Below are 13,513 nucleotides of genomic sequence, written 5' to 3' on the forward strand. Positions count from 1 at the left end.
GTTTCCTTCTTAGAACTATGGCTAAAAGTCTGTCATCTCACTATAGAACAAGTCAAAGTTTTAGAGGTCGAGTTATTGCCACAGAGATCAACCTACGCGACAATGTTGAGACACAGATGTTAAATGCACGAAGCACTTTTATTCAGAATCTTAACAACAAGCGTGGTCAAATCGCCTTGTTTGTTGCATTGATCTTTCAGATCCTTTTCCTGTTCTTTGCGATGGTGATCAACGTCGGACTTCTTGTGCATCACAAAGTGAATCTTCAAAACTCCGTCGATCTTGCCGCCTATTACGGTGCCATGAAGCAGGCTGAAAACATGAACGCCATCGCGCATATCAATTATCAGATTCGTCAGAGCTGGAAATTGCTGTCATGGCGCTATCGTATGTTGGGGAGCGCGGGGGAGTGGGAACGACATCCATTTAAAAAGCCTTCAAAGTCGATTCAGGGGCCTACGGATGATATAGTCAGTACTTCAGATTCCATTGCTCGAAATCTTCAGGAGGCACCTGCATTTTGTATTACATACATTCCGTTTAAACCGATGCCACCCGGGGAAAATACCTGTCGTTATATGGCATCATATACGAAAGTTATGCTGTGGCAGGATGTTCCTGTAATTGCATTCCATCAGGGATTTTCTAAAAGTATCAGTAACGCCAGTGATGTTATGAGAGCCAGCGCCACAGAGCGATGCCGGGTATTTGGTTCGTACAATTACTTTATGCTCGGAAAGTTTATTGTCAGCTTTAATTTGGATCAGCGTGATCGTATGAATATGATTGCGAGTCTGTCCCGCGCCACGAGTATGGCGGAGAATGACTTCTATGATTTGGATGGGCAGAAGGCTAGTGTTGGTATAGAAAATACTTTCTTGAATAATCTAACACCGCCCAATAAGGCGGGCAGCCCGAAAATGGAAGTTTTTAATTCCTTAGGTGCAGCAGGTTGTAACGCCAATGGGCAGGCACCAGAGCAGCCCGCAAAATGGTTGAGCGTTGTTCGTATTTATCCCGGATTTAGATATACGGATACTCAGTGTAGTGGGACAGACATCAAGACTGACCCAAAAGAATTGACTGGTAATCCTGCAAGCTTTCCTTATCATCTTGACAGTGTGACAGCCCTTAAGGGGCCTATAACAGAGCTTGCAAATTTTATCGGTTATAGAAGTAATTTGAACGATAACTATAATTTTTCTCTTGGTGTTGAGAAAAACCCTTGGTGTATGGCTTATGTCGGTGTTTCTGCGCAGACCTCTCCGAAGATTCCATTTTCACCCTTTGGTTCGATTACTTTGAAAGCTCGAGCATTCTACAAACCTTTCGGGGGAAGAATTGGTCCTTGGTATCATCAGAACTGGAATCGTGGTTCTGGATTCTCTGAGGGGGGGCCGAAAACAGATCCCTTGCTTCCTCCGCGAGTCACGGATACATCGTTGCTGTCTTCGATCAGCACGGATTCGTCAAATAATGCCATTCGAGCGGCGAACTTTAGTCGCTTTCCTGGCGACAAGTATGGCTTAAAGACTTTCAGAATGTTGGCTTATTACGGAGAGGCGATTTACAAGTTGGATCCGAAGTGGTCTTCTGATCCGAATCCGTACGGTGGAGGCAGTATTTACGAAGGGGATAGTGCACCCAATTTTGCCCATTGGGATCATATTCCGAATAGAATTAATGATATCGGTGATCTTCTTTCTTGGGATTCAGTGCGTGACGTTCCGTCAGCAATGAGAAATCTTGAAACGGCAGCAATATTGCCCGATTTGTTTGATATGACTTACTATTCAATAGAGCCGGACTTCTATAATAACTATTATAAAAAAATTAAGAATGGTTACTTGAAGGGGCCAGGCTCTACCTTTACGGGAAGTTTCCGCCCTGACCTTGGCTATCATAAGGATTACAAGAGGGGCACTTATAATTTTGAAGAGTACAATATTATTAGCCAGTACAATGTGCTTAAAGAACCTGGCTTTAATGTCCCGGTAAAAGAAAAATTTACTTTTACTTCTTTGGATTGGATGAATGTTCTTACGGGCTGGGCTCCGAAAGGTCTTTTAGACTATTCACTTGATACGGCAAAGTTTGGCAAGTGTACAGCCCCTGTTCCTGCAAATAGTGGTTCGGGCGACATCGTTCCGACAACCGGTAATTGCGTTGTCGGTGGCAGCACCGGGTACGCAGTAAAGATGGTTTCCTCAAGCTATCTACGTTCTCAGGATCTGAAGTTGGGCGGAGAAAATGCCGGTGGTGGTTCACTTCTAAACCCGCCGCCTGATGAGAGTGAATTCTAAGCTGGTTGTCGTTGGCTGTCTTAATCTGAGACGTTCCCTCAAAAACTTAAGATTATATGACCTTTGTCCGAAAAGAGGACATAGGGGAGTTTTTATGAAAAACGGAATGCTATCCATTTTCTCATCCATTCTTATTGGAGTAACTCCGACTTATATTTTTGCTCAAGAACCGGAGCCGCCTTCGCTGAAGGATCAGCTTGAAAATGAGAAAAATGTTAATGCTAATCTGGCTAGTGCGAACTCCAATTCCAAATCCGCAGATGCATTGAGTGCCGGTGGAGATAAAGACGACGAAAAAGACAAAGGTTTGGATGATGTGTACGGCAATATCCAAACTGGCCTTAAGCAGGTTTATGAATCCTATAAATCTATTTCCACTTTTCCCGGTGTGACGGTTGATGCGCCTGGATATGAAACCATTATATCATCTGGTCACAAGTATGTGGATAACCGCGATAACTGTATTTCTCGCCAGGGGAAAGCTGCAACTGCGTGCTTGGAGCATCTAAGTGAGAATTTGCAATCTGGTATAGCATCAGTCAATATGCTTCTTTCCACGGTTGGGTCTGCGGCTGTCACGGATACCTGTAGTACATTTTCCAAAGCGATGGATGTTGCTAAGGGGGCCATGACAGCGTACACCGCTGCTTGCGGCGTGATGAAGGCGGGATGTGGATGGTCGTGTGTACAAACTCGCAGCGGCCTTGAGGGGTTGGGGAAAGGTCTGAAAGCTTCCAGTGCCGGCACTTCATGTAAAGTTAATCTCCCACCGACCAGTCCTGCTTATGTTTCTGCGGAAAGTGCATGCAGTAATTTTATATCGAACTACAGAGCAGGTTTAGCCACTTTGGATGCCAACGTTCCCAAAGATCTGAATGCAAAAGATAAAAAGGCGATCGCTGGTAAAGCAGCCCTATGCACAGGCAAGTATGCATTGTTGTTGGCATCTGGTGCCACAGGGATTTTGTCACTGGCAAATTCTTTGAAGCAAGGTAAAGAATGTAAGGATAATACAGATGGTACAGGAACAACAGTTGCTGAAGCCAATGTGGATAAATGTACTGATCCTGCAAATGCCCAATTACCAGAGTGCATCTGTGCGGCAAACCCAAGAACTCCGGGGTGTGCGAACTCATATCAAAAAACTAACGAAGGTGGAGACTCCCGTTTGACCTCTTCCGGTGGAGACATTAATCCAGCCGCGATCAGTGGAAAAGATGGCCCTGGCGGTTTAGGGCTAGGTAGTGATGGAAGTGCTCTTGGTGAAAATAGCGCCGGTGGCGGAAGCGACTCTGGCAGCATGGCAGGCGCACCTATGGGTGGCGGCAGCGGTCTAAGTGGCTTTGGTGGCGGCAGTGGTGGCGCTGGTGGTAAAGAGGAAGCTGCTAAGAAGGGTTTAAATACAGATATTCTTTCTGGCTCTGGTGGCGGCGGAGGCGGTGGCGGCTTCGGTGGATACCGTGGTGCCGCTTCTGATTCCAAGTATCGTGCATATCTTCCGGGCGGAGCAAAAGATCCTGCGCAAGGTATGGCCGGCCAACAGGCGTGGACCAAAGAGGTCACAGGTCAGGGCGGTAAATCCAACTGGGATAAGATCAAAGAACGCTATCGCGACAATAAGAATACCCTGCTAAATAACTAAAGGAGAAGGCTGTGAAAAATAATTTAGTTAAATATATCTGTGCAGCTTCTTTGGTTTTCGCGCCAGTGGTTGGCTATAGTGCGGATACTACGACCACTCAAAGTGGGGACAAAGGGGTTGAGTCAGGCGCGAGTACAGCGTCTTCCGGCCCTTCAGTAAATGATTCTGCTGACAAGACGTCCGACAAAAACTCCTCTGGTCAGGCAATGTCCTATTTGACTGGCGGGATGTTTATGGCGATGGGAGCGAGCGATATTAGTGCGGGATATAGTAGCAGCCCGGTCGGTTGGGGGCTTGTCGCAAAGGGGGTTTTTGAGGTTATGCTTGGAATGCTCTCTATGCAGCAAGGTAAAGCTCACGGAAAGGCAGCAGGGCAGGCAAGTGGCACTGGGTTTAATACGGATGGTTTTGGAGATTTGGGTGGGAACTCAAGCAATGAACCCTATGGCTTGGATGACCCTAACAATCCACTAAATAAAGATCCTCAATTTGCTGCCATTAAAGGTAACATTGCCAAGCTCGAACAAATGGGTGTTCTGGATTCTAAAACTGGGACTGCCAAGGTTGGCGATAAAACATATAAGATGTCCGACTTTGCTTCTAAAGACGCGATGGCCGCCGCGGGAGTTCCTCCCGGAGCAATCGCTGGTCTGATGGATTTGGCGGGCGACGTCGAAAAGAAAGCCAAAGAAAAATACGATAAGCTAAAACTAGGTGCCATGACCGCAGCTAACGGCTACGCAGAAGGCGGCGGAGGCGGTGGTGGTTTCGGTGCAGGCTTGGGTTCTTCCGATGATTCCAGTGGTTCGTCGGCTGGATTGGGTTCTGGCGGCTTGGGCTCTGGTGCCTTCAATCGTGATCCTGCAAATCTTGCGGGTATGCAAAAGAACTACAACGGCGAACCGATCGGGGTTGCTGCCGACAGTATTTTCCTGATGATGACTCGAAGATATAAAGTCAAAGAAAGCCAGGAGTCCTTCTTCTCGGACGCAGAACTGGCCATCCAAAAATAAACATAGAAGAACTATGTCGCTGATAAATCCCCTGCCTCAAAACAGGGGATTTTCATTTTCAGGCAGGCTGAAGATTCGTCCGATATCCAGATTCCTAAAGAGGTCTTTCAGTCGTAATCCTCATGCTCAAGGGTATTCGTATTTTGCATATGAATACCAAGGCTTAGGAGGAGAACCACTTGAAACCGACCAACTTGACAAAATGTCCCAAATATGAGACATTGAAAAAGATAAAAGCTGCAGAGTTTCATCCTAAGGTTAAAGATATTGTGAGCGCTTTCCCTGTCGAAGTGAAGCGGGCCTTGGGTAAAGCTATCTTTGATTTACAAAAAGGGGCCAAGCTTAGAATGCCGCTATCGAAGCCCATGGCCTCTGTTGGGGCAGGAGTGGAAGAGCTTCGAATTAAGGATGCTTCAGGCGCTTACCGGGTATTTTATCTGGCAAGGTTTGCAGATAGCATTTTGGTTTTTCATGCCTTTCAAAAAAAGACCGAAAAAACCCCAAGTGCAGAGATTCGGACAGGTCAGAAGCGATTGAAGGAGATGATAAGTGAAAAAAGCTAAGGCGATTGTTACACGTAGTGCAGAAGAGTTGGCTGAATTTCTTGGCTTGCCTGCAAGTGAAGGACTTGAAATTAAAATTCGTAGCGATCTCAACGACAAAATCATAGCCGTTGTTGGGCGCAAAGGATTGACTCATGCGCAGGTGGCGAAGTTGGCGGGAACCTCTAGAACTCGGATCACGGCCCTTCTAAATCGTCATACTCAAGAGATTTCGACGGACCTGATGTTGCGAGTTTTGGGTTCACTAGGTATAAAGGCCAAAATTGTTTTTCAAAATGTGGCCTGACCGTTTAGTACAAAAGATATTTCTTTCTTTCCTTAATCCATGACTTTTCATCTTTGGCTAAGGCGGCATCCAGATCTTTCGGAGTGGCCTTGGGATTTTCAATCCAGTCTTTTAAAGCCGGTCCACCATTGATGACGTCGAATGCCAGACGATCTTTGACGTATTCATAAGCGAAATCACGATAGATTGGATACTTAGGATGCATTTCGCGAATAACTTTAAGCATCAATGCTGTTAAACGGAAGGGCTTGAACTGGTCATGCTTGTAGCTGATGCCGTCAGTATGGAACTGGAACCCATGACAAAGCTTTCCAACATGTTTGTGGAACGTGGGCTCAAAGAAGCATTCACGCAAAGTCACGCCCTTCATCCACTGCGGGGCCTTCTTCTTCATTCTCACCAAAACTTCATGATAGTCGATATCAGACGCACCAATGATTTCCAAGGCACGAGTAGTGCCGCGAGCTTCTGACAAGGTGGTGCCTTCAATCAGGACAGTTCCGGAATAAGCGCGCGCCATATTCAAAGAAGCCGCATTCGGGGAAGGATTCACCCAAGGACGTTTCAGATCCCAGCCAAAGCCCGGGCCCTTGTCCGGTGAATAGCCTTTCATTTTTACGATCTGTAAATCCAGATCAAGTTGATAGAAATCAGAAAAATACAAAGCCAGCTCACCCACAGTCAGGCCGTGGCGCATGGGAAGGGGTGCTGCTCCGACAAAGGACTCCCAGCCGGGTAGCATGCGGAAGCCTTCCACAGGGCGGCCCGCCGGATTGGGACGATCCAGAACAATCACCGTCTTCCCCAGCTTTGCACATTCTTCCATCATGTAAAGCAACGTCGTTATGAACGTATAAATACGGCAGCCCAAATCCTGAAGATCAAACAGAACAACATCAAAGTGGGACATCATTTCTGCTGTCGGTCTGCGAACTTCTCCATACAAGCTGAAGATGGGAATTTTAAGCACGGGGTCCACGAAGTCCGGACTTTCAATCATGTTGTCCTGCTTGTCGCCACGGACTCCATGTTGAGGGCCAAAAGCGCAGGACAGTTTGATCTTTTTAGACAGTAAATCCAGACTGTGTTGCAGATTCTCATCGACGCTGGCCGGATGGCACACCAGACCTACACGTTTTCCTTTAAGGCTTTTAAGTACTTTTGCATTGCTAAGAAGAACTTCAAGACCAAGTTTCATGATTCATCCTTATTAAATAAAAAGAACATTGGAAGCTTTTGTTCCTGCAGGAACACGGACATTGCGACCGACAACGACGTCGGTCAGTTCGCAGCCCTCTTCAATAACGGCGCCCGGCCCGGCACAGAACACACCCTTAATGGAAGAGCTTTTCACTTCGGCGGATTCAGCAACTAGTTTTAAGGAGGAAGCTGTTCGCGTCGCAGAGGTCTTTTCTGTGGAGTATCTTTGCAGTGCCAGTTGCAGGGCTTTTTTCTGATAAGAGTCCTCACCAGTCAGATATTCAAGGCAGGTTTTGGAAGCCTCCATAAAATCCTGAGGATTTCCTGTCTCAAACCATGTTCCTTCAAAGGGTACCGCTTCGACTGAGTGCCCTTGAGAAATCGCAACGGTCACAGCATCATAAAGAATGTTGGATTCCATATTCGGTGGAATGAAATCAAGAATCTTTTCGTCCAGAATCTGCACGCCGACAAAATGCCATGCGCGGACTGCACCTGGAACCGGTGTTTTACCAAACCCCAGCACTTTGTTGTTGGCATCCACCCACACGCCGCCAAACTTGGTGCCGACTCCGGGATGATCTTTAACGATCAAAGTGGCGATATTCTTTTGAGAATTGTGGCGGGCCAGAGCCTTCTGAAGCACATCTTCTTCTTTTGGAAGAATAATTTCATCGGCATTCATTAATAAAAAAGATCCACCGCCCCGGAAGTGTGTTGCCGCTTTCCCCAGACCACCACCATTGCCCAGAATAAAACCCACTTCATCAGAAAAAATGACTGATTGAGCTTTTGTCGGAAGGGTGTGGAAAAGATCGTGGATTCCTTGCGGTAGATGGAAAGTGTTTACGACGAGCTTGTTGATTTCCAGATCACCAAGAAAGCTTAAAACATGAGCGGCCAGGGGAATCGTCAAGAATGGAATGGCGGGCTTGGGAAGGACAGAGGTGTAGGGGCGAAGTCTTGTGCCTTCACCTGCCGCCAACAGCATGACGTTCATAGTGTTTCGTACTTTCTTTCCAGTGCGCCTGAATCAATCAGTACATCGGCAAAGACTTTATATTCAGGGAATTCGTTGATAGCTTTTAGCACGCGGCGAAGAGTGCCGGAAAGATACTTAAGATAGCGACGATCCTGTCTAAGGTGGTAGAAGCTTGCGAAACTTCCGCAGGCCTTAAAGCAGCGCTGGATAGATTGCAGTTCATAGATATGATCGAACTGTTCGCGAGAAAAATCCTTCGGCAGATATTCCTTGGAACGATCCAGATAGTAATTGATCAATGTTTTAGCCATGGAATCGTTCATATCCACGTAGGAATCTCTCATCAGGCTGACAAGGTCGTATTGAATAGGCCCCAGGCGGGCATCCTGAAAATCAATAACACTCATTTGATCCAGTTTGATCATCAGGTTACGGGAATGATAGTCACGGTGAGCGATGCGTTTTGGTTCTTTATCCAGACGTGTGCAAATATCCAGAAAAATATCCGAGATTTCTTTATTCAGGTTTTCACCGAACGGGAATTTCAAAACACCGGAAAGCAGATTGTCTTTCCCGTAGTTCATTTCCCAAAGAAACTTTTCTGTGTTGAATTCGATTTTAAAAGCCGTGCAGTCGGATCTGTCCAAAGTAGCCGGGTGATGGATTTTGACGATTTCATCCACTGCCATTTGATAGAACTCCAGGGACGCTTCCTGACTTTGATTTTCCCAGAATTTTCTTTCCAGTGTCAGGTCACCCAGATCCTCCAGCAGAACCAGGCCTTCCTGAGGGGACATGGCAATCACTGTTGGAACGTGCACATCGTTTTTAGCGAAATGATTTAGAACACTCAGAAAAGGGTAGTTTGCGGGCTCAAAGGGTTCCCAGCGCATCAAGACCCAGGATTGATGGTCTTGCACCACACGATAGTAGCGACGATTGGAAGCGTCCCCAGCAAGGGAAAACACCTTGTAGTTATCGGATTTCAGGGCTTGTGTCAGAAAAGGAACTAAAAATTCATCATGAGTGACCATGAGAAAAATTCTCACAGACACTCACTGTATTTTCAAGGATTAAACTCTTGTGTGCTTAAGCGTTTGTGGGGGAGTCTTTCAGGAAGAAAAGTTCCAGAACCTCTTTCAAACCCTGGGCCGTCAGCGGCGCGCGATCCACCTCAAAGCAGTTGACGGAAAGTTCGTCCACAAACTTTGAATCCAGAGTCGAAACAGCACCAAGTTCGTCCAGATTTTTCAAAGAACTGGTCACAATCAGCGGCTCATCGTTCAGGTGATCTTCGCTGATGTATTCCATCAGAAGTTCTTGTTCAGAAACATTCAGATTCTCAACATTTTCCACGAAGATGGTCATGCCACCCAGACGTGCGATATCCATGGATGAGTGTAACTGGCCTTTGATGTCATTGAAGGGAACGAACGCCCAGCGGCCGGTCAGTTCATGTAATTGCAAGGCGATCTTCTTGTTGTTATTTTCGGAGCGACCTTCAAAGTGAATCAGATGAGAAATCAGTTCGTTGGCTGGACTTTCGTTCAGGTCCGGTGACTCGTCATTCAGAATGTCATCAATAGAAGGCAGGGACTCGCCGAACAGGCGCACGTTTTCAAGATTCGGCTGCACCTTGTTCAACTCTTCAAGATTGGCTTCTTTTTGATCCAGATACCATTTGTACATGGCTGGTTCCAGAACCATTCTTACCAGTTGCGCCACTCCAGAACGCTTCTCACTATTTAGATCATCTGCGGATGGTACCACAGCTGTTCCCAGAAAATTCCCATTCACGCGGATAGGAATATGAAGGTCACGCCCCCGCGTGAACATCTCTTCGGCGTCTGAAATGTCAGACAGATCCATCAACTGACGAATCTGTAAACCCTTCCCATAGCGGTTGGCCAGAATCTGCTTTAGTCTTTCTACAAAAGAGCTATCCAATGTTGTCTGCATAAAACCACGTACCCCTTACACAGAGCCTTCTATTACAAGACCAGTGCCAACATGGGGCAGTTCTGGCAAAGTTATGTGATTTCATATATTTAGATTGCCGACAGAACAAAAAATGGGCTTTATGAATTGCTCATAAAGCCCACTAAGTTTCGATCATTTAGGTAATTAATTTAGGGTCGGTGCCCAAAATTAGCGTGCAAGTTTACGCTTATCCAGGCCGTATTTTTCGACCTTCATGATAAGACCGGCACGGCTGATACCCAGCTCTTTTGCCAGCTTGGATTTGTTCCAGCCTGTACGGCGCAGACCCTCGCGGATCATTTCGCGTTCCAGATCTTCCAACGCATCCTTCAGCTTGCCTTGCAAACGGGAACCCTGAACTTTGTTCTTTTCGCCAGCTTCCAAAACTTTTGGAGAAAGAAGTTCTGCCATCAGTTTTGTTTCGTCACCGGAAAGAACGCAAAGTCTTTCGATTTCATTTTGCAATTCACGAACGTTACCCGGCCATGGATAGTCATAAAGCTTTTCCAAGGCACGTTTCGTGATCTGACGTTTTGGTCCGCCTTGCTGGTCATGAATCTTGTTCAGGAAGAAATCCACCAGGAACGGGATGTCTTCTTTTCTTTCACGCATCGGAGGAACACGGATGTTGATTACGTTCAGACGATAGTACAAGTCTTCACGGAATGTGCCCTGTTCAACCATTTCTTTCAGGTTTCTGTTGGTCGCCGCCACGATACGAACATCCACTTTTCTGGATTCAGTCGCACCCACTGGCATAAATGTGCCTTCCTGAAGAACACGCAGCAGTTTTACCTGCATCTGTGGGGAAGTGTCCCCGATCTCATCCAGGAAGAATGTGCCTTTGTCGGCCATTTCGAAAAGACCTTTTTTGTCTTTTAAAGCGCCAGTGAAGGAACCTTTTACGTGACCGAATAATTCGGATTCCAAAAGGTTGTCATTGAACGCGGAACAGTTCTGAATGATGAAAGGTTTGTCTTTGCGGTGAGAGTTATAGTGAATTGATTTTGCGATCAATTCCTTACCTGTACCGTTTTCACCTTGTACCAAAACCGTGGAATCAGCACCTTTGATTTTATCAAGCAAAGCGTACAGGGATTGCATTGGTTTTGATTTGCCGATCATATTGTCGTACTTAAAGCGGTTACCCAGCTCTTTGTTCAACTCTTTGATGCGGTCTTCACGGGAAGAAATTTCCAGATGAAGAGTCACGATTTCCTGAGCCACAAGCTCACACAATTCGTTGAAATGCGCGCGCTCCTGATCATCCAGGAACTTTAATTTGCCAAGACATTTTTCGATCACTTCGCCAGACATGCCGAAGGCGGCAAGGCGCTCACGGATTTCTGTCAGACGGGAAGTGTAGTTGGAATCACGGAAGAAGCCCATCGCCACAACTGTGCCGACGCAGTCGTTGTCGATCATGATCGGGAAGACACCCACATCAAAGCCAACCATATCCCACTTGCGCAAGGAGAATCTGTTTTGAGAAGTGCGAAGATCGTCCAAAGACTTCGATACAAGCTCTGCGATACTTGCCTGGCCAGCTTCTTTTCTTACAAGAGCTGTGATTGCCGGATTGTTAAAGGTGACTTTATCAGAGTCATAGCCTTTAAGCATTCCACGCTCATCCGTGAAAACCACGTCAATGTTCCACCACGCGCTGAGAATTTGTTTGAGCTTGTTGATGACATGTATATGTTCAAACTCATCCCAATTAATCATAAGTATCGTCCTTTCAGTGACTGTCAAAAGTATCGATACTTTTATCGTCAAGAAATTAGACGAACTTTAGGGTGACTGTCTAAAGACCGTGCAAACCTGGACCTTGGGCCGGAAAAGATGTCTCAGTTTAAGACTTGTATTCCGGCGGAATGTGTATTTCATTGCCATCACGAAGCGAGTGATAGGTCGGGGACATGATCTCGACCTTAGCTTCGTTGAAACAGTCCTGCAGATTCTTACGAAGATCGGAATAAATATCGTCGAACTTGTTCGCAAGGTGAGTATAGACGTTTAGTTCGTACTCGACATATGAATTGCCCAGATCCGTCTGAAAGATGAACGGTTTGGAATCTTTCATCAGACCTTCCGTGCGCGCCGCTGCATCCTTCATCAACTGATGGACCTGTCGCCAGTTGACCTCATATCCGATTGTGATGCGAGGATTTAAAATCAAACCTTGCGAGTCCGCCACAGCGCTGTAGTTCATAATGTGACTGCTCAGAATATTTGAGTTGGGAATTGTGATATCCACATTCTTGATCGTGCGGATGCGTGTCACTAACAGGTTTTTTTCAACAACGTCGCCAATTGTAGGACCTACTTTCACGCGGTCTCCGATTTGAAACGGACGCATGTAGGTAATCACCAATCCAGCCACCATATTTGAAATAGCAGAACTGGAGCCCAAAGAAATCAAAAGCCCCAGAAAGACAGAAACCCCCTGAAAAGCCGGAGAGCTTGAGCCCGGCAGATGTGGGAAGATAATAATCAAAGTAAAAGCAAAGACCACGTTTTTTGAAGTCTTCAACCAAAGAAGCTTTTTGTTCTTTCATCAAGGATGGAGGAACTTCAACTGGGTTTTCTTTTACCAAAGTCTTCAAAAGACGGTTTTTGAAAGCGTCTTCAACACGTTTGGTTTCAGTTTGTTCCAAATCTTCCTGGATGGATTTTTTCAAAGCATCCAAATCAGAAGGGCCGCCCAAAGTAGCGATGAATTCGTTAGTCAGTTCAGGCAGAACTTTTGTTTTGATCTGGTTCAAAGTCACTTTGAACTCCACTGGTTTACCAGCAAGCTCTGCAGAGTGGTATGGATCCGGGAATTTCAAAGAAAGAGTTTTTGTTTCACCCTTCTTCATGCCCACGATGCCGTCTTCGAAACCTTCGATGAACTGGCTTGCACCCAACTCAAGGTTGTGGTCAGTGCCGGAACCGTTTTCAAGTGGCGCACCACCCATGAAGCCTTCAAAGTTGATAACTGCAACATCACCTTTTTTAGCTGCACGGTCGTCCGCAATAACTTCAAAAGTAGCGCGGGAAGCACGGATGTTTTCCAGAACCTGATCAACTTTTTTAGCGTCGAATTCGATTTTTTCTTTTTCAACTTCCAGACCTTCGTATTTTTTCAATACGATTTCCGGGCGAACATCGAAAGCCGCAGAGAAAGAGAAGTCTTTGTTCTCTGTTGGATCAGCAAATTCAAATTCCGGATAGCTGATAGGCTCAAGCTTGTGTTCGTTCAAAGCTTCAGAGTAGTGTTTTTGGATCAAGTCCTGAACAACGTCCTGTTTTACGCGGTCGGCGTAAAGACTTTTGATTGTTGCCAATGGAGCTTTACCTTTGCGGAAGCCTTTGATTGTTACTTCTTTTTGGATGCCATTGAAGATCTTTTGGAAAGCAGTTTGAACAGCTGCTGCAGGGACTTCGATGTTCAACTTTCTAGAAAGATTAGAGACCTTTTCTACGTTTGATTTCATGTCTATTTCTCCTAAGTTACGCCAACGCGTTATAAACTGGTGGATATTAGAAGACAGGCCGACTT

At 46.1% G+C, this 13,513-nt stretch carries 12 protein-coding genes; 5 read left to right on the forward strand and 7 right to left on the reverse strand.

What is annotated here, in order from left to right; genetic code table 11:
- Positions 1 to 116: 116 nt before the first annotated feature.
- The 5 genes from EZJ49_RS06340 (at position 117) to EZJ49_RS06360 (ending at position 5,807) form a co-directional block, all read left to right on the forward strand.
- A complete protein-coding gene (locus tag EZJ49_RS06340) occupies positions 117 to 2,303 on the forward strand; it encodes a Tad domain-containing protein (RefSeq protein ID WP_262555280.1) in 2,187 nt (728 codons plus the stop codon).
- Between the two features lie 94 nt (positions 2,304 to 2,397).
- Positions 2,398 to 3,945 carry a hypothetical protein gene (locus tag EZJ49_RS06345; protein ID WP_262555281.1) on the forward strand — a complete coding sequence of 516 codons (1,548 nt, stop codon included), beginning with the start codon at positions 2,398 to 2,400 and terminating at the stop codon, positions 3,943 to 3,945.
- 11 nt (positions 3,946 to 3,956) lie between these two features.
- The gene (locus tag EZJ49_RS06350) at positions 3,957 to 4,958 is read left to right on the forward strand and encodes a hypothetical protein (RefSeq protein ID WP_262555282.1); all 1,002 of its coding nucleotides are present in this window, start codon (positions 3,957 to 3,959) and stop codon (positions 4,956 to 4,958) included.
- A 179-nt stretch (positions 4,959 to 5,137) separates the two neighbouring features.
- Positions 5,138 to 5,521 carry a type II toxin-antitoxin system RelE/ParE family toxin gene (locus EZJ49_RS06355; RefSeq protein ID WP_262555283.1) on the forward strand — a complete coding sequence of 128 codons (384 nt, stop codon included), beginning with the start codon at positions 5,138 to 5,140 and terminating at the stop codon, positions 5,519 to 5,521.
- The gene (locus EZJ49_RS06360; protein WP_262555284.1) at positions 5,508 to 5,807 is read left to right on the forward strand and encodes a helix-turn-helix domain-containing protein; all 300 of its coding nucleotides are present in this window, start codon (positions 5,508 to 5,510) and stop codon (positions 5,805 to 5,807) included. The genes EZJ49_RS06355 and EZJ49_RS06360 overlap by 14 nt, the downstream gene beginning before the upstream one ends.
- 4 nt (positions 5,808 to 5,811) lie before the next feature.
- Here the strand turns inward: EZJ49_RS06360 and EZJ49_RS06365 are convergent, their stop codons facing one another.
- The 7 genes from EZJ49_RS06365 to tig all read right to left on the reverse strand — a co-directional run bounded on the left by EZJ49_RS06365 (position 5,812) and on the right by tig (position 13,448).
- On the reverse strand, positions 5,812 to 7,005 hold the full coding sequence (locus tag EZJ49_RS06365) for a DUF1343 domain-containing protein (RefSeq protein WP_262555285.1): 1,194 nt from the start codon (positions 7,003 to 7,005) through the stop codon (positions 5,812 to 5,814).
- Between the two features lie 12 nt (positions 7,006 to 7,017).
- Positions 7,018 to 8,007, reverse strand: coding sequence for a sugar phosphate nucleotidyltransferase (locus EZJ49_RS06370; protein ID WP_262555286.1), 990 nt, complete (start codon positions 8,005 to 8,007; stop codon positions 7,018 to 7,020).
- Positions 8,004 to 9,038: an aminoglycoside phosphotransferase family protein gene (locus EZJ49_RS06375; RefSeq protein WP_262555287.1), complete on the reverse strand. Its 1,035-nt coding sequence runs from the start codon at positions 9,036 to 9,038 to the stop codon at positions 8,004 to 8,006. The genes EZJ49_RS06370 and EZJ49_RS06375 overlap by 4 nt, the downstream gene beginning before the upstream one ends.
- Positions 9,039 to 9,078: 40 nt before the next feature.
- Entirely contained in the window at positions 9,079 to 9,948 is an 870-nt protein-coding gene (locus tag EZJ49_RS06380) for a hypothetical protein (RefSeq protein ID WP_262555288.1), read from the reverse strand.
- A 189-nt stretch (positions 9,949 to 10,137) separates the two neighbouring features.
- Complete coding sequence (locus tag EZJ49_RS06385; RefSeq protein WP_262555289.1) at positions 10,138 to 11,694, reverse strand: sigma 54-interacting transcriptional regulator; 1,557 nt, start codon at positions 11,692 to 11,694, stop codon at positions 10,138 to 10,140.
- A 127-nt stretch (positions 11,695 to 11,821) separates the two neighbouring features.
- On the reverse strand, positions 11,822 to 12,355 hold the full coding sequence (locus tag EZJ49_RS06390) for a mechanosensitive ion channel family protein (protein ID WP_410468748.1): 534 nt from the start codon (positions 12,353 to 12,355) through the stop codon (positions 11,822 to 11,824).
- Positions 12,267 to 13,448 carry a trigger factor gene (tig, locus tag EZJ49_RS06395; protein WP_410468749.1) on the reverse strand — a complete coding sequence of 394 codons (1,182 nt, stop codon included), beginning with the start codon at positions 13,446 to 13,448 and terminating at the stop codon, positions 12,267 to 12,269. The genes EZJ49_RS06390 and tig overlap by 89 nt, the downstream gene beginning before the upstream one ends.
- Positions 13,449 to 13,513: the final 65 nt, after the last annotated feature.

It is taken from the genome of Bdellovibrio bacteriovorus (assembly GCF_025558485.1).
Lineage (GTDB): Bacteria > Bdellovibrionota > Bdellovibrionia > Bdellovibrionales > Bdellovibrionaceae > Bdellovibrio > Bdellovibrio bacteriovorus_G.